15 protein-coding genes are annotated in these 17096 nt (G+C 56.7%); 6 read left to right on the top strand and 9 right to left on the bottom strand.

What is annotated here, in order from left to right:
* Window positions 1-400: 400 nt before the first annotated feature.
* Window positions 401-1549: an iron-containing alcohol dehydrogenase gene (locus Q3Y58_RS07710; RefSeq protein ID WP_319621794.1), complete on the top strand. Its 1149-nt coding sequence runs from the start codon at window positions 401-403 to the stop codon at window positions 1547-1549.
* Window positions 1550-3294: 1745 nt separating this feature from the next.
* Here Q3Y58_RS07710 and Q3Y58_RS07715 read toward each other — a convergent pair.
* Window positions 3295-4650, bottom strand: a complete 1356-nt coding sequence (locus Q3Y58_RS07715) for a pentapeptide repeat-containing protein (protein WP_319621795.1) — start codon at window positions 4648-4650, stop codon at window positions 3295-3297.
* Between the two features lie 654 nt (window positions 4651-5304).
* On the opposite strand from Q3Y58_RS07715, the gene Q3Y58_RS07720 reads away from it, so the two are divergent.
* The 4 genes from Q3Y58_RS07720 (at window position 5305) to Q3Y58_RS07735 (ending at window position 8309) form a co-directional block, all read left to right on the top strand.
* Complete coding sequence (locus tag Q3Y58_RS07720) at window positions 5305-6510, top strand: MFS transporter (protein WP_319621796.1); 1206 nt, start codon at window positions 5305-5307, stop codon at window positions 6508-6510.
* A gap of 470 nt (window positions 6511-6980) precedes the next feature.
* A complete protein-coding gene (locus tag Q3Y58_RS07725) occupies window positions 6981-7364 on the top strand; it encodes an MbcA/ParS/Xre antitoxin family protein (protein ID WP_274219002.1) in 384 nt (127 codons plus the stop codon).
* Window positions 7342-8097, top strand: coding sequence for an RES family NAD+ phosphorylase (locus Q3Y58_RS07730; protein ID WP_413697800.1), 756 nt, complete (start codon window positions 7342-7344; stop codon window positions 8095-8097). Before Q3Y58_RS07725 ends, Q3Y58_RS07730 begins: the two co-directional genes overlap by 23 nt.
* Window positions 8097-8309, top strand: coding sequence for a DUF3955 domain-containing protein (locus Q3Y58_RS07735; protein WP_274219000.1), 213 nt, complete (start codon window positions 8097-8099; stop codon window positions 8307-8309). Before Q3Y58_RS07730 ends, Q3Y58_RS07735 begins: the two co-directional genes overlap by 1 nt.
* A gap of 1 nt (window position 8310) precedes the next feature.
* Here the strand turns inward: Q3Y58_RS07735 and Q3Y58_RS07740 are convergent, their stop codons facing one another.
* The 8 genes from Q3Y58_RS07740 to rbsD form a co-directional block, all read right to left on the bottom strand.
* The gene (locus Q3Y58_RS07740; RefSeq protein WP_274218999.1) at window positions 8311-8715 is read right to left on the bottom strand and encodes a PaaI family thioesterase; all 405 of its coding nucleotides are present in this window, start codon (window positions 8713-8715) and stop codon (window positions 8311-8313) included.
* 83 nt (window positions 8716-8798) lie between these two features.
* A complete protein-coding gene (locus Q3Y58_RS07745) occupies window positions 8799-9296 on the bottom strand; it encodes a gluconokinase (protein ID WP_274218998.1) in 498 nt (165 codons plus the stop codon).
* A 161-nt stretch (window positions 9297-9457) separates the two neighbouring features.
* Window positions 9458-10378 (bottom strand): ribokinase, encoded by a 921-nt coding sequence (gene rbsK, locus Q3Y58_RS07750; RefSeq protein WP_319621798.1) that lies wholly within the window; start codon window positions 10376-10378, stop codon window positions 9458-9460.
* A 7-nt stretch (window positions 10379-10385) separates the two neighbouring features.
* On the bottom strand, window positions 10386-11381 hold the full coding sequence (locus Q3Y58_RS07755; protein ID WP_274218996.1) for a LacI family DNA-binding transcriptional regulator: 996 nt from the start codon (window positions 11379-11381) through the stop codon (window positions 10386-10388).
* Between the two features lie 74 nt (window positions 11382-11455).
* The gene (rbsB, locus tag Q3Y58_RS07760) at window positions 11456-12337 is read right to left on the bottom strand and encodes a ribose ABC transporter substrate-binding protein RbsB (RefSeq protein WP_319621799.1); all 882 of its coding nucleotides are present in this window, start codon (window positions 12335-12337) and stop codon (window positions 11456-11458) included.
* 31 nt (window positions 12338-12368) lie between these two features.
* The gene (rbsC, locus tag Q3Y58_RS07765; RefSeq protein WP_319621800.1) at window positions 12369-13313 is read right to left on the bottom strand and encodes a ribose ABC transporter permease; all 945 of its coding nucleotides are present in this window, start codon (window positions 13311-13313) and stop codon (window positions 12369-12371) included.
* A 24-nt stretch (window positions 13314-13337) separates the two neighbouring features.
* The gene (locus Q3Y58_RS07770) at window positions 13338-14822 is read right to left on the bottom strand and encodes a sugar ABC transporter ATP-binding protein (protein WP_274218993.1); all 1485 of its coding nucleotides are present in this window, start codon (window positions 14820-14822) and stop codon (window positions 13338-13340) included.
* Between the two features lie 41 nt (window positions 14823-14863).
* Window positions 14864-15283, bottom strand: a complete 420-nt coding sequence (rbsD, locus tag Q3Y58_RS07775) for a D-ribose pyranase (RefSeq protein WP_274218992.1) — start codon at window positions 15281-15283, stop codon at window positions 14864-14866.
* A 686-nt stretch (window positions 15284-15969) separates the two neighbouring features.
* Between rbsD and Q3Y58_RS07780 the strand changes: the two genes are divergently transcribed.
* Window positions 15970-17076, top strand: coding sequence for a TauD/TfdA family dioxygenase (locus tag Q3Y58_RS07780; RefSeq protein ID WP_319621801.1), 1107 nt, complete (start codon window positions 15970-15972; stop codon window positions 17074-17076).
* Window positions 17077-17096 lie beyond the last annotated feature (20 nt).

Below are 17096 nucleotides of genomic sequence, written 5' to 3' on the forward strand. Positions count from 1 at the left end.
TGTGTTGCGTTTCCTCCGGTTTGCCATGTTGCCTTCAGCCCTACAACAAAAATATGCCGCAAGGCAGAATCATGCAAATCATCTGCAGGATCCTGTATCGCAAATTCCGGCAGCGGCTCTTAAGTTTCGCTCACATGATCACGGGCCACAAAGGAAAAATCCAAGGATAGCCGCGCAGTTGCGCCGTCAGTCCAGCTTTCCAGCACACAGGGAGCCGGGACACTTCCTGCCGAGCCCTGCACAAATGTGATAACTCGCGCCCGCCCTTCAGCAATAGCGGGTGCCCGACACCCATCGGCCTTTGCTCTCATGAAATGAGCAAAGCGCCGGATACAACAGCAGCCTCTGGAACCTTTCTTCCAGAGCACTGTGTCAACAGAGCAAACAAATGGAGTGCTCCATGCAATTCACCTATGCAAACCCAACCCGCATCGAATTCGGTCAGGGCAAGATTGCAAGCATCAAGGACGCCATTCCTGCAGATCAGAAAGTTCTGGTCATCTACGGCGGCGGTTCCATCAAGCGCAACGGCGTCTACGATCAGGTCAAGGAAGCGCTTTCCGGCCACACATGGGTGGAGTTCTCAGGCGTTGAGCCAAACCCCCGGGCTGAAACGCTGGACAAGGCAGTGGCTCTTTGCAAGGAGCAGGGCATCGACTTCATCCTCGCAGTGGGCGGCGGATCCGTCATCGACGGCTCCAAGTATGTGGCCGCTGCGGCCAAGTATGACGGCGCTGGCTGGGACATCATGGAGCGCAAGCACACCGTCACCGAAGCACTGCCGCTCGGCGCGATCCTGACCCTGCCTGCAACCGGTTCCGAGTCCAACCAGGGCGCGGTCATCACCCGCGGCGAAACCCAGGACAAGCTGGCGTTCATGTCTCCGGCGGTGCAGCCGAAGTTCGCGGTCATGGACCCGGACGTGATGAAGACCCTGCCGGAAAATCAGGTGGTCAACGGCCTTGTGGATGCATGGGTTCACATCTGTGAGCAGTACCTCACCAAGCCCCACCCGGCCAAGGTTCAGGACGGTTATGCCGAAACGCTCCTGCGGACGCTGCTGTCGCTGGCCAACGACTTTGACAAGCGCGACAGCGACGAATGGCGCGCCAACCTGATGTGGACCGCCAATCAGGCCCTCAACGGCCTCATCGGCACCGGTGTGCCCCATGACTGGGCGACCCACATGATCGGCCACGAGCTTACAGCGCTCTACGGCGTGGACCATGGCCGTTCGCTTGCCATCATCCAGCCATGGCTTCTGCGCAACCAGATGGAATTCAAGCAGGCCAAGCTTGAGCAGATGGGCCGCAACGTCTTCGCGTTGGAAGAGGGCGACGATCTGGCGGAACGCACCGTTCAGGCCATTGAAAAGTTCTACCACTCTTTGAACGTCAAGACCCAGCTGGAAGAGTACACCGGCACCCGCGAAGAAGCGGTCAACGCCGTTGTGGAGCAGCTGGAGCGCCACCAGATGGTGCAGCTGGGCGAGAACCAGTCCATCACCCTGGACCGCTCCCGCGAGATCCTGGAAAAGGCCGTTGCCTAAGCGCTTGTTTTAAAAGCACCACATCACCCCAATCTGGCCCGCGCCAGGTTGGGGTTTTCTCTCCCGCCACCAACCAACCCGGCCTGCACTTGGCACCCTGCGCTTTTCACCTCTCAGCGTCATCCCGCACGGCGCGTCCCATCCCCCGGCGTCAGGCCGCACTTGATGCGGGATCCAGTAGAGCCTCTCACAACCCGCTGGTGCACAAAGCCCTGGATACCGGATCAGCGCCTCGCTACGCTCGCCTTGTCCGGTATGACAGTGAGGGTATGCGGTGAGCGCGGAAAGTCTCATGCACACTGCAGTGAATTAAGGTCACGATGCAAAGGCGACGATCTTTGCACACGCATAGTTGTCATCCCGCACCGCGCGTCCCATCTTCTCCAGCGTCATCCCGCACTTGATGCGGGATCCAGTTGAGCCTCTCCCAGTTCCGGAATTACGCCTTTGAAAGTTGAGTGCTGAAAGAACCAACGCAGAAGGCCCTGCACTGGGGCCTTTTTTTGTGGGGGCGGGTAAGCCACGGAATGCGGCTCTAGACCGCCGGAGCGGGCGGACGCCCCGAAAAAGCGAAGTGCTCAGCACCGCAAACGAAACGAGCAAAAGCCCCCCCCGCACCGGAGCGCTCCACACCAACGTCATCCCGCACTGCGCCTACCATACCCACCAGCGTCATCCCGCACTGCGCCTGCCATCCCCCAAGCGTCATCCCGCACTTGATGCGGGATCCAGTAGAGCCTCTCACAACCCGCTGGTGCACACAGCCCTGGATACCGGATCAGCGCCTCGCTACGCTCGCCTTGTCCGGCATGACAGTTAGGGTATGCGGTGAGCGCGGAAAATCTCATGAGCACCGCGCATTTACGGTCACGATGCAAAGACGACGATCTTTGCACACCAATCGCACTGCGCTTTTCACCCCTCAGCGTCATCCCGCACGGCGCGTCCCACCCCCCCAGCGTCATCCCGCACTTGATGCGGGATCCACCAGCCCAGCCTCCCCAAACGAACGCTCCTCTGGATACCGGATCAGCACCTCGCTGCGCTCGCCTTGTCCGGCATGACGGCAAAAGGGGAGGAACGGCTCTCAAACCTCAACACATATGGGTGTGATCCCACACCGCACTTCACTCCCCCCACCAGCGTCATCTCGCACCGCGCTTCCCAGCCCCACTAGCGTCATCCCGCACCGCGCCTACCATACCCACCACCGTCATCCCGCACTCGATGCGGGATCCAGTAGAGCGTCCCAGTTCCGGATTTACGCCTTTGAAAGCTGAGTGCTGAAAGCGTCAACGCAGAAGGCCCCGCGCTGGGGCCATTTTTGTGGGGGCGGGCAAGCCACGGAATACGGCTCTAGACCGCCGGAGCGGACGGACGCCCCGAAAAAGCGATGTGCCTAGTGCAGCAAACGGAACGAGCAAAAGCCCCCCGCACCAGAGCGCTTCCCAGCCCCACTAGCGTCATCCCGCACCGCGCCTACCATACCCACCACCGTCATCCCGCACTCGATGCGGGATCCAGTAGAGCCTGCCCCGCTTCCGGAATTACGCCTTTGAAAGCTGAGTGCTGAAAGCGTCAACGCAGAGGGCCCTGCACTGGGGCCATTTTTGTGGGGGGCAGGTAAGCCACCAAACGCGGTTCTAAACCGCCGGATCGGGCGGACGCCCCGGAAAAAGCGATGTGCTCAGCACCGCAAACAGAACGAGCAAGAGCCCCCCGCACCGGAGCGCTCCACACCAACGTCAATCCTCATAGGGAAAGCCTCTGAGGCCCAGATGGTCCTTGAATTTGTTTCTTATCCACCAAGAATAGCCGTCATCAGATGAAGTGTGGCTCCAGTAGAAAAAACCCGCTTCCTCCAACCGACGACGCACACCTTGAGCTTCCTGAGTTTCATCGTCACTTGAGGTATAATCGTAGGCCTCCATATCTTTTAAACGTTTGCTGCGCTTTGTTTCACTAGTTCTGAACAACTTCGTATCACTCGTCCCGAAGGTGATCGGATTGTCACTCACCTTTGGAAAGACTACCGCCGAGATATCAGCCCCTGCGAGCGAAAGGCCCCGGATCTCTTTTGCCCAGGTGAAGGAACCCGAAAATGGTTTCGCCGGGTCTAAACCCCGCGGATCAATTCTCGCGCCATCAAGAATGGCCCCAGTTAAATCGGCTTTATAGAAGTCAGCAAAGTTAAGCAGGCACCTGCTCATGCGCACAGCTTTGAGTTTAGCGTTGTCAAACCTGCAATCCTGCAAATCGCTTCCGTCGAGCAGCGCCCCTTCGAATTTTCCACCCGTAAAGTTCACGCCGGATAGGTTGGTTTCGCGCAGGTCCAGCCGATACTTTTTCTCCCACTCAATCTTCACTTGTTCATCTGTTCGCCGGCCAATCACGTCAATGGCCGCTTGAATGTCCGTTCTCGGCTTTGGCCAAGTCTCCAAAATAGAACGTGCCTCAAGTTTTCCTGCAGGCGCGTTTTCTCGGATGTAGGCCGTCAGGATTTCCATGATCTGGATATGGTCGCGGAGGCTGTCTTGCGCGATCCGTTCCAACGCATAAATGGCGCCAATGCGAACCTCCAGATTGGGCAGGGTTTCTGAAAAGACCTTCCATTCGCCTTCATGCACTACCTCTTGCGTTTTACGAAGGCTAAGGGGCTTGCCCTGCCATTCAATCTCGGTGCGCTCGATTTCAATATCCCCGTTTCGGCCAACATATTTGATCGACCGCCCAATGCGGTCCACGGTGCGCTCTGCGCCCAACCCGGCCACAGCCTTGTTGATCTGGTCTGTGATGTGGCTTTGCTCCGCCGTGTCGGCTTGCTTTTGCGCCACAACCGCGCGCCAGACCACGAAGGGCGCACCAACAATGGCAGCGACAACAAGGCCAATGTTGCGAATGGCTTCGTGGTTTTCTCTGAAGCCCAAAACGGCCTGTAGAAACCCAATGATGGCAACTATCGCAGACAATATGAGAAGAGCGCCCAACAGCACGAAAACGAATCCGAGAAGGGTGCCTACAAAACGATTGCGGTCCGGCTCGAATGTGAACTGGAACCCCAGCCAGCTCAGAAGGTTATGCTTCGTTTTCTTTTCTGTCATGCCCGGTCCAAATCGTCATGGCGCGCCCGGCCGGACAAGGCGGCAGCAAGCGCAAAATGCCCGTTAAAAATGTTTTGTTTGAAACACTGCAACCGTTGCCGGTTGCTCCGCCATTTTTATGCGAGCTGCAAGGCAGCGCAAGCAAGCCGTCTCGCCATCAACAGCACAAACGGCCCAAATCAAGGGTTCGCTGTCCGCGTGCCGGGGGTTTTGCGGGTGAAATGCGCAGCAACAGGCGTTCCTGCAAAGGAATTAATCTGTCGCCCGCTCCCTAAAGCAGTGTTTTCTTGTGGCTTGTGCGCAAAGGGCACAGGCGTTGCGCGTCCTTTAGCCTGCTCAAGAAACAAGCCAAACAACCGCAAGAAACACTTGAGGCTTTACGCCTCACAGCTCTAGAAATACCAGTGCGCTTGTCCGCCTGCGCAAATTCTTGCGCAACGTGACGCAGTTCTTTTCCAAACGAATCATTGGCTTCTACTTTGGTTTCAGTCAAATGAGCGTGTCGAAAGGGCGCTAAAGCCCCCATTTCGCGTATTCCAAAACAGCACAAGCTTCTTTGGCAATCGTCGGTCGGCTGCCCGTCACCCATGAGCGATCGGCTCGTGGCCGTGGCAGTGCCCGAGAAGCAAATGATACAGAAGGCTGCAGGTCGGCATGAACAAATACACCTCAACAGATGGCGCCACCACCACGCCACAGGTTCAAAGCGGGCTGATGATTGGCATCGGCATTTCCGCAATGTTCGCCCTTTGGAATTTCGGGCAGGGGTTCTTTCACGCCTATTTCCCGCTGCATCTGGAAGCGCTGTCTTTCACGCCGGTTCAGATCGCCTTCATTGTGGCCTTGCCAAACCTCTTGCGCATCATCGCGAGCCCGGTTCTCACCGGCCTGGCCGACCGCGCCGGGCGTCGCCGCCATTCCATTGCCCTGTGTTGCATCGGCTATGCCGCCGCGTTCGTCGGCATCATCATGGCCGATGTTTACCTCATGGCCGTTGCCCTGATGGTGCTGGTGTCGCTGTTCAACGCGCCGGTGCAACCGCTTATGGACGCCTACGCCTATGAGGCCGTGCGCACGCGCAACCTGTCATATGGCCCCATGCGCGCTGTGGGCTCGGCTTTCTATGTGCTTTCCACGCTGGTCGGTGGTTTTCTGGTGGCGCTTTATGCCCCCACAGACCTGATGTGGCTTTTGGTACTCGGCACCTTGCTCACCGGGTTGATTGCGCCGGTGCTGCCGGGCATGCCCTCTGAAAAACCCCAGCACGGCAAGCGGGAGTCCCTTTGGAAGGCGCATGAGCTGCGCCGCGTGGAGCTTCACCTTGCGCTGCTGGCCACCGGGCTTGTGCTGGGAGCCTTTGGTGCGTTCTTCTCCTTTGCCAGCATTTTCTGGCTGAATGCGGGCATCGAGCCCAGCATGGTGGGCGTGTTGTGGGCGGCTGGCACCATGGCCGAGATCGGCGTTTTCGTGTTTGGGGCGTGGTTCCTGCGCACCCTTGGCGCACGCAACATGATGCTCATTGGTGCGGCGGCCGGGGTGCTGCGCTGGTTCCTGTTTCCTTACGCCACCGATCTCTGGATGGCTTTGGGCCTGCAAACCTTGCACGCGCTGAACTATGGCATGCTTTATCTGGGTCTCATGAGCTACGTCGCCTCCGTTGTGTCTTCCGAACGTCTTGGCACCGCGCAAGGCATGACACAGACCTATTTCGGCGTCTGCGTGGCCGGTGCGGGCATCGCCAGCGGTGTGCTGTTTGAACTCTCCCCGGTCTGGACGTTCTGGGCCATGGGCATCCTCTGCGCCATCGGTCTCACCATCCTGCTGGTCATGGGCCGCAACTGGGGCAACGCTCGGGTTTAGCCGTTCCAGCGGCCTCGAGCCCCACCCAGCCCCAGCGCCAGTCAGCCTTAGCCACTCACGGCGTTGGCGCTGCTCTACCTCTGTCGCTGTCGGCGCTGTCTGGCCGCTCGGGTTTTCAAGCACACCTGCTTTCGATGTGCTCACCATACCCGCCGCCCACATCCGGGGGGATAAGTTAAACTTGTCCCCTCAAGCGGGTTTCGTGCTAAGCGCCCTCGTTGACGCTCGTGCGGCGGGTCTCTCGGAAAAATCCTAGGGCTTTGCGCCGGGCGTCCGTCGCCAACGCACAATCTACGCGTTTCATTCAAAATCATTCAAATCCGCGCAACCCAACGCAACCCCACATCCGCACCGCCTCAACCTGTGCCCATCACGCGGCTACCGTCGGGCAGGTTAATTTACCTTGCCCGCAAACACACACTTCACATGAAAGATTTTATGCTCTATATTTCATGTGAAAGGAGGGCGTCATGACCCCATCATTACAGGCAGCAGCCGTTCGGCCTTCGCGCTCGGAGGTTCTGAGCAAGGCCGTATTGCGGGCAAGTGAGCGCCTCGGCATGACCGCCGAGGGACTGGGCAAAGCCATTGGCGTCAGCCCGGCCTCCATCTCGCGCATCAAGAGCGCGCAAAAGCTCATTCCCGAGGGCTCGAAAGAGTTTGAACTCGCCGCCCTGATCGTGCGCGTCTTCCGTTCTCTGGACGCCATCTCAGGCGGTGACCCAAACGTGGTTCGGGAATGGATGCGCAATGAAAACAACGCTTTAGGCGGAAAGCCGATCGAGAAGGTGCAGACCGTCAGCGGCTTGGTAGAGGTTCTTGGCTATCTGGATGCGCGCCGTGCAATCCTCTGATCTGAAGCCTTATTCAAAATCCGTCTGGCGTCTGGTGGAATCCCAGCATCAATTCGCCACCATGAAGCTGGTGGACACCGTCGAGGAGCAAGAACTTCTGGAAGACATTCTGGAGGAGACCAAACCGACAGTCCCTCAAGAGTGTCAGCACCTGCACTATTTGCTTTCCACGCCGTTCCGCTATGGCAGCCCATACCCACATGGCTCGCGGTTCCGCCGGGCAGGGCGGACCTTGGGTGTCTATTACGCAGCCGAACACATTGAAACCGCCCTCGCGGAGCTGGTGTTCTACCGCCTTTTGTTTTTTCAAGAGAGTCCGGCCACACCTTACCCTGACAATGCCGCAGAATTTACAGGATTTGCTGTCACGGTAGAGACTCAGGTCGCCGTTGATTTGACGGTGCCGCCGTTCTCCGCCGAAAGAGCCAAGTGGTTGGATTTAATGAGTTATGACGCCTGTCAGTCCCTTGCCGACACTGCCCGCGAGCACGGTGCGGAGCTGATCCGCTACCAGTCGGTTCGCGATCCGGAGGCCCGCGCCAACGTGGCCGTTCTCACCTGCAACGCCTTTGCAGATCCCGGCCCAACCCAGGCTCAATCGTGGCGCATTCGCATCCAGCAGGGCGGTGCTCAGGCGGTCTGCGATGGTCCACGCAAGCGCATGGATTTCCCAATCCAGTTGTTTGCAAACGACCCGCGCATCGCCCGCAAGATTGAAGAGGCTCAAAGCTGATGACCAAAACTCAAATTGTATTCGTCATACTTACGCTGATCGGTGTTGGTTGTGTTGTGGCCTTTCAAATGATCGGCAGCACCGTCGACGAAAACGGGCTTCTCCGTGAGCCATTTTTCCTCATCCCCATGGGCTATCTGTTCCTTGCCGCTGGCCTTGGCGGCTTGGTGATCATGGCATTGAAGCGCGGCCTGCGCCGGCTCACCAAATGAGCTAACCCGCTGGAACCACAGTGCCTTGCGCTATTGCACAGACCTTCTCGGCCCCATCGGCCAGCACGAAGATTGCACAGGAGCACACGGCTTGGCGTTTGCCGGAGGCCTCTACCTTTGCCCGGGCAATCAGCGTCTCGCCAACCGCCGGGCGTACATAGTTGATCTTGTATTCAGAGGTCAGCGCGTTGCCGCCAAGGGCGATGCCGCCCGCAAAAGTGATTGCATTGTCAGCAAGATAGCTCAGCACACCGCCATGAACAAAGTCATGCTGCTGTTTCAATTCATCCCGAATTGCCAACGTGATTTCAGCAGTTGTTGGTGTTGCTCCTGTCAGCTCCGCTCCAATGAACTTCGAAAATCGCTGCGCTTCAAAAACGCCCTTGGCAAAAGCCAGAATGTCCATTTGCTTCCCTCCCTGTTTCTGGAAGGAAGGCTAGCGAGTGCCACAGCACCCGTAAATTGAACCGTTAGACCTAATAGGCTTTGCTATCCGGCTTCGCCTTCAAGCCACAGGACTGCTTTTTCCGCAAGAGTTTCAGCATGTTCTGCCACATCAAGCGGCAGCACACCGGGCTCTTCAGTTGGGTTCTCAAGCGTGGCAAGCTGGCTTTCCAGCAGCGCGGGCGGCATGAAGTGCCCTTCGCGCGTTTCCATGCGCTGCTGCAACAGGTCCCGAGAGCCGTAAAGGAAAATGAACTTGAGATCAGCACCAGATGCACTGCGCAATCGATCACGATAGCTCTTCTTTAGAGCGGAGCACGCGGCAACCGCACCATGGTCGGGCGCAGCAAGAGCATGGCCCACCTGATCCAGCCAGGGCCAGCGGTCTTCATCGGTCAGCGGAATGCCTTCAGCCATCTTGCGTTTGTTGTCATCGGAATGCAGCGCATCGCCTTCGATATACGGCAACCCGAGCCGGTCCGCCAAAGCACGACCGACTGTGGACTTGCCACATCCGCTAACACCCATCACGACAATACGCATGGAAATCCTGTTCCTTCTCACCATTCGGAACGCGGTGTACCACACTGTGCCACAAAGAAAAGCATGGCCAATAGGGGAGGCGCGGAAATTCTGGGCGTTTAAAACAAAAAAGAGGACTGGCGCGCCACACACCAGTCCTCCTCGGGTTCAGTGATATGGCCTCACTGTGAATTGAGTAGAGCTTCCACTTCTGCCGCTGTAGGTGCGGCAGGGGCAGCGCCGATCTTGGTGGTTGCAAGCGCGCCGCAGGCCGCAGCGTAGCGGACGGCCTCACCAAATGGCAAGCCGGTATGCAGGGCGTGTGCAAGACCGCCATTGAAGCAGTCACCAGCAGCCACGCTGTCGATGCTCTCAACCTTGAACGGCTTGATGAAGCCGGTCTCACCATAACCGCTGTAGTACACCCCGTTGGCACCCAGCTTCACGATGGCGGCAGATATGCCTTTTGCATGCAACTTTTCGGCAGCCTGTTGTGCCTCAGCTTCGTTGGTTGGCAGAACACCGGTCAGGATATGAGTTTCGGTCTCATTGGGCGTAACCACATCAACGTTTTCAAGGAAACCCGCAGGCAGCCCATGGGCAGGTGCAGGAGCCGGATCAAAGATCACCGTTCCCCCTGCTGCCCGGCACAAGGCCGCCGCTTCAAGGCAAGTCTCAACCGGCACTTCCAGCTGAATCATCAGGATCTTGGCTTCTTCAATCACCGACCTGGTGCGCGCCACATCAGATGAATCCACGGCCATGTTGGCACCGCCGATCACCGTGATGCAGTTTTCCGCATTCGCATCAACGCCAATCACGGCAATCCCGGTAGCCGTGTTCTCATCCACCATGACATCCGTCAGAGGCACGCCAAATTCCCGCAGGTTATCAAGTGCAAGCTGGCCAAAACTGTCCTTGCCAACCCGGCCAATCAGCGTGGTGTCGCTGCCCAGTTTGCGTGCTGCCACGGCCTGGTTACAGCCCTTGCCGCCAAGGCTGGTGGTATAGCTTTGCCCATGCAGGGTCTCGCCCGGCTTTGGCAGACGCTCTGAACGCGTGATGATGTCGACATTGATGGAGCCTAGAACCGCGATGGACATGGCTTTCCTACTTCCTTACCGATTGACGGATGACGAGTTCTGGCACGAGCTGAATGACAGGGGGCATGTCCACCTTGTTGTCCAGGTGGTCGATCAGCGTTCTGGCAGCTTCCAGACCCAGCTCGAAACTCGGTTGCTTGATTGTTGTCAGTGTTGGCGTCATGTAGCCAGCATATTCAATATCATCGTATCCCATAACAGAAATGTCCTCAGGGATACGCAGGCCTCGCTCCTGTATCGCATGGTAAGCGCCAATGGCCATGAGATCGTTGAACGCGAAAATGGCTTCTGGCATCTGACCACGCTCCAGGATCTGGGACATGGCTTTGTAGCCCCCAGAAACGGTGAGGGGCCCAGAAGCACTCCATTCGGCGTTCACTGGCAAATCAGCTGCAGACATGGCCTCAAGATAGCCGCGATGACGGTCGATGGAGCGTGGATGGCCTTCCGGGCCCTTCAGGCAGCCTATTTTTTTCAGGCCGCAGGACAGCAGGTGGTTGGTGGCCAGACGACCGCCAAGAACAGAGTCATCCTGCAACGTGCAGGCATGTTCCTGCGGCGCTGAATCCAACACCACCTTTGGCAGGCCCTTCACTTTTTGCAGGGCCTCATTGAACTTTTCTTCGGAGCGATTTGTCATGACCACCAGCGCATCAATGCGCTTTTGAACAAGTGTGGTCAGGTTATCGAGCTGCCGGTCAATCTCATTGCCCGAGTTGCACAGGATCAGGCTGAAGTTGTTTTGATAGCACCCTTCCTCAACCCCGCGAACAACCTCTGCAAAGAAAGGGTTCGTACTGGAGGAAACCAGCATGCCCAGATTGTTGGTCCGGTTCATTTTCAGGGCACGGGCGAGAGTACTTGGGTGGAAGCCGAGCTGGTCGATCGCCCGCTCTACCCGTCGGGTTGTCGATGGGGACACGTACCGTGTCTTATTGATAACGTGAGAAACTGTCGAAGGTGACACGCCAGCTGTTTGAGCTACATCTTTGATACTGACCATCTTTCCCCACGCCTCGTCTGGTGGACCCGGCACGGTGCGCCGGGTCCGAATCTATCACAGCACTAGCTGATGTATTACTTGGTTACCAGCTTCAGTGGAACAGGAGTGTAAGCTTCTACGCTTTCACCCTTGAGGATCTGGTCTGCAGTGATGATGCCGATGGCACCGATCATGCCAGCCTGCTGTGCAACGGTCGCCAGCATGGAGCCATCGTTTACCGCTGCAACGCCGTCGTTGGTGCCGTCAAAGCCGACCACGATGATGTCGCGACCAGATGCTTCAATTGCCTTTGCTGCACCCAGAGCCATTTCATCGTTGTGTGCGAACACAGCGTTGATCTCTGGCTGTGCCTGAAGGATGTTTTCCATCACGTTCAGACCCTTGGTACGGTCAAAATCAGCTGGCTGGCTGGCAACAACTTCGATGCCTTCCACTGCTGCAACTGCCTTGTTGAAGCCTTCACCACGGTCACGAGCAGCTGACGTACCTGGTACGCCTTCCAGCTCTACAACCTTACCGGAACCGCCAAGCTTTTCAGCGATCAGCTTACCGGCCATTTCGCCGCCCAGAACGTTGTCGGATGCAACGTGAGAGACAACTTCACCACGGGACGCGCCACGGTCCAGGGTAACAACCGGAATTTCCTTGCGGTTTGCAGCGCGGATGGAGCTGGAAACTGCGTCAGAGTCGGTTGGGTTGATGAGAAGGATCTTGATGTCCTTGTTCAGAACGTCTTCAACGTTGGCAAGTTCTTTGGCTGGATCGTTCTGGCTGTCGAGAACAAGCAGTTCGTAACCCATTTCCTGAGCCTTGGCTTCAGCACCGTCCTTGAGGGTGACGAAGAAAGGATTGTTCAGGGTGGAGACAACCAGTGCCATGGTGTCAGCTGCCATTGAATGAGCGGTGGAGCCCAACAGCATTGCTGTACCGACGGCGATTCCAAGTAGTTTCTTCATTTCAATCTCCCGATGAAGTGGCCTACGTGACCTAACCATTTGCCTTGCCACGGCTGTCAACAACAACCGCGAGAAGGATCACAGCGCCCTTGGCGATCATCTGGTAGTAAGATGATACATCCATGATGTTCAGGGCGTTGTTCAGCACGCCGATAATCAGCGCACCGATGATGGTGCCAATAATTCGACCACGGCCGCCCATGAGGCTGGTTCCTCCCAGAACGACTGCGGCGATGGCATCCAACTCGTAACCCAGACCTGCTGTAGGCTGAGCTGACTCCAAGCGAGCGGTCAGAATGATTCCCGCCAGAGCTGCCAGCGTGCCACTGATAGCGTAGACGGTAATTTTGACAGCTCTTACATTTACGCCGGACAAACGTGCTACGTTTTCGTTGCCGCCAATAGCGTAAACATACCTACCCAACTTGGTGTGTGTAAGAATAAACCAACAGATGATTAACACGACCGCTGCGACGACCACAGGGTTAGGCAAACCAAAGGTATAGCCCGCACCGAACTGATAAAAGCTCTCTGCAACGTCGAAGCTGCCGGTCGAGATTGGGCGACCCTCAGTATAAACCAGGGTTGCACCGCGGATCATGGTCATACCAACAAGTGTGGCAATGAAAGGCTGCACCCCGGCATAAGCGATGATGACGCCACTGGTTGCGCCAAGCGCCGCGCCCACCAGCAATGTGGCAAACAAGGCCAGCACCAAGGGGGTGTCCATGCCGATCAGACTGGCGCAGATGGCGCCCGCAAAGGCAAGGATTGAGCCCACTGACAGATCAATACCAGCCGTGATGATTACAAAGGTCATGCCCATCGCAATCACGGCGTTGATTGAGGTCTGACGCAGGATGTTCAGCATGTTGTCAACGCCAAGGAAGTTGGCATTGATCACCGAAACGATTGCCATCAATAGCAGAAGGCCAATCAGCGATTTGTTGTCGCTTGCGAATTGTTTAACGTTCATGGTTCCTACCCGTTTTCTGCGCGCTTACTGGCCCGCTACAGCGCAGCGCATGATGCTTTCCTGGTCGGCTTCGTCCCGAGAGAATTCACCGGTCAGCTTTCCGCTGGAAAGCACCAGAATCCGATCTGAAATGCCCAAAAGCTCAGGCATATCGGAGGAAATCAGGAGTATGCACAGACCCTCGGCCTTGAGCGTGTTGATGAGTGAGTAAATTTCCCGTTTGGCGCCGACGTCGACACCGCGGGTTGGCTCATCAAGGATCAGGATGCGCGGTCCGGGGATCAGCGATTTGGCGATGGAGACCTTCTGCTGGTTACCACCGGACAGGTTCTGCACCAGACTTGCGCCACCTTGTGTCTTGATGCTGAACGCCTTGATGAACTCGTCAATGGTGATCTCTTCAGACTTGCGGTTCACCATGCCCATGCCATTGGTGAACTTGGCAATGCCGGTCAGCGACATGTTGGAGCCGACCGGATGCATCTGAATGAGGCCTTCGGACTTCCGGTCCTCAGTCACATAGCCAATGTGATTGGCAATGCCCTGACGTGGGTTGGAGATCGTCACTGCTTTCCCATCAATCTTGATGGTGCCACTTGTGACGTGGTTGGCTCCGAATATGGCCTTGGCCAATTCGGTCCGGCCGGCGCCCACCAGTCCGGAAAAGCCAACCACTTCACCCGCCCTTGCGCTAAAGGAAACTTCGTGGAAGCCTTTTGCTGAAAGTTTTTCGACCTCGAGCCGAATGTCACCGGGCTTTGCCGGAACGAACGGATACTGGTCGGAAAGTTCGCGGCCCACCATGTGCCGGATCAGATCATTTTCGGTGATCTCGGCGGTTGGACCGGTGTGGACCATCTGACCATCGCGCAGGATGGCGATGTCCTCACAAATTTCAAAGATCTCTGCCAGACGGTGAGAGATGAAGACGAGGCCTTTGCCCTGCGCCTTCAGGTCAGCCACGACCTCAAACAGGATCTTGGCTTCAATATCGGTCAAGGCGTCCGTCGGCTCATCCATGATGATGACTTCCGCGTTGAGCGACAGGGCCCGTGCGATCTCAACCATTTGCTGCTGAGCAATGCTGAGGGAACCCAGGGGCGCGGCAGGGTCGATGTTCTGCTTGAGCGCCTCAAGCCACTTCTTGGACTCGGACTTAACGTAGTCCCACTGGATCTTTCCAAGCTTCGTTGGCTCGCGCCCAAGGAAAATGTTTTCAGCAACGCTGAGGCCTGGCAGGAGGTTTAGCTCCTGGTGGATCACTGCGATGCCATCATCAATGGCCTGACGGGCACTGGTGTAGTTTACCGTTTCACCCTTGTAGGTGATGGTGCCAGCATCTCGTGCATAAATGCCTGCAATGATTTTCATCAGGGTTGACTTGCCCGCACCGTTCTCGCCGGCGAGGCCAACAGCCCGGCCGGGATGGATCTCAAGACCAACGGACTTGAGAACATGAACCGCGCCAAAGGACTTCTTGATGTCTTTAAGTTCTAATAGGGCCGACACTTCCGCTTACCCTCCCAAGCTGCAAGTTTGGTCGTTACGACTTAAAACGAAACGCCAGCGTAGAAAATGACGTTTGCGTAAGGAGTACACTCCCCAGTGCGCACAACGGCCTTACAACTTGCTGTTTCTTTCTTGAAATCATCATGGGAAGTAGTGGCGACGGCAATGTCGGTGCCTTGCGCATCCGCAATGCGCGCTATGAACGCCATGACTTCCGCGTGGTAGTCGGGCTGCTGCTCGACCATTTCTTTCGCGATCAGAACACGTTCGATCTGAAGCTCACCACCAATGGTCTCGGCCACATCAAGCATGCCAGGCAAGTGACGACGGACCGCAAGATCGATCCGCTCGGTACCTGCTGGAATTGGCAGGCCTGCATCACCCACGCAGATGCCATCGCCATGGCCCATGCGGGAAATGATGTCGGAAATAGGTGCGTTTTGAAGAACGCTTTTTCTCATGAGGGCCGCTCCCAAACAGATCATGAATCGTGTCGTTGGGGGCATTAAAACCTCAGACAAACGTTTGCGCAATCGTTTTCCTACTTATATATCACTGTATGGGAGAAATTCTGACCTTAGGGAATCTTTATGACCACTGAATTACAGCGGGTCAATATCTAGGTGTTTTGTTGAGCCAGACGCTACCTCTGAAATTTCAGGGAACAGGATTTTTCGAGTGAGTTCCGCTAGTTAATATCTCACGAGCCAATACCTCGACTTGGGCCACCACAGTAAAACTCAAGTGCGAGATTACGCGCACTGAGTGCAATCCCACCTCACTGCTGCAACTTTGAACAGGTCTAATATATTTCAAATAATTTTCATCTGTTGTGGGCAGTTCACCTGTTTTGAGTGAATCAGGATCACATCAAAGGCCCAAGCCTGCACTCAACGCTACGTGGAAACGCGCAGAGGCCTCAAATTCGCCTCTTGCACATCCGCTACACATCCGAGATGCTGATGGCGGTTCTGTTGAGCTATCTCCATAGCCAACCCAACACCAGCCTGAGGAGCGGACATGTTCGACATACCCGGCCGAAACCGCAATGCTCCTTACAGCAAGGCACATGATTGGTGGCCGCCGCCTGCACGCACAGCCCTTTTCTAAGAACAACCCGACCTTAAACCTCTCATGGGAGAGAACCATGGAACTTGTGTGTGTAGACAAGGACCTGGGTGCCGTGCGTCTGCGCGATCATCTGGGAACTGACTTGAGCTACCCTTTTATCTGGCTGCGCGACAATTGCCCAAGTGCCTACCACCCTGACACAAAAGAGCGGACATTCGACTTGTTGTCAGTGGAAATGGACAGGGAACCGGAAGCCGTCCGCACTGATGGCGACACATTGATTGTGGAGTGGCCTGACCACACCAGCCAATTCTCAATGAACTGGCTTAGTGAGCACCGGCCGGGTGTGCCTGTGGCGGACCCAGCGGACCTGCCAGCGGTGCCTTGGCGCGGGGATTTGGGCAGCAGCAATATTCCACGTGCAAAGGCTCAGGACGTGCTCCACGATGACGGCGCTTTGAAAGATTGGCTTGAAGCAACCCGCCGCTATGGACTTTCCATTGTGGAAGGGCTGGAGGATGATCCGGAGGCGGGAATGGCGGTTGCACGCCGCGTCGGCTTCTTGCGCGAGACAAATTTCGGCACAACCTTTCAGGTCAAGTCCAAACCCAACCCGAACAATCTGGCTTACACCGCTGATGCGCTGCCACTGCACACAGACCTGCCCAATCAGGAACTGCCACCAGGTTTTCAGTTTCTGCATTGCCTTGCAAATGCGGCTGAAGGCGGTGGCTCCATCTTTGCGGATGGGGTGGCGATCTCTGAAGACTTGTGCCGGGAGGACCCAGAAGCGTTTCACCTGCTTTCGACTGTCTCGATCCCGTTTCGCTTTCACGATGAGGCCTATGACATCCGCCGCCGGCAGTTCGTGATCACGACGCGGGAAGACGGGCAGGTGAGTGAGGTCTGCTACAACGCGCATATAGCGGGGACTTTTGATTTGCCTGCGGAGCAGATGCGTGGCTACTACCGCGCCTACCGGGCTTTCATGGCAAAGACCCGTGACCCGCGCTATGTGCTCAGCCTGACGCTTTCAGGCGGTCAGATGGTTGTGTTTGACAATCGCCGGGTTCTGCATGGCCGTGAGGCGTTTGATCCGAACACAGGACGCCGCCACCTGCACGGGTGCTACGTGGACCGCGGCGAGTTTGAGAGCCGTCTTCGCGTGCTTGCCCGCCGTTAATACCACCGGGAGGTTTCGGC

The organism is Nesiotobacter zosterae (genome assembly GCF_033843645.1).
Classification (GTDB): domain Bacteria; phylum Pseudomonadota; class Alphaproteobacteria; order Rhizobiales; family Stappiaceae; genus Pseudovibrio; species Pseudovibrio zosterae.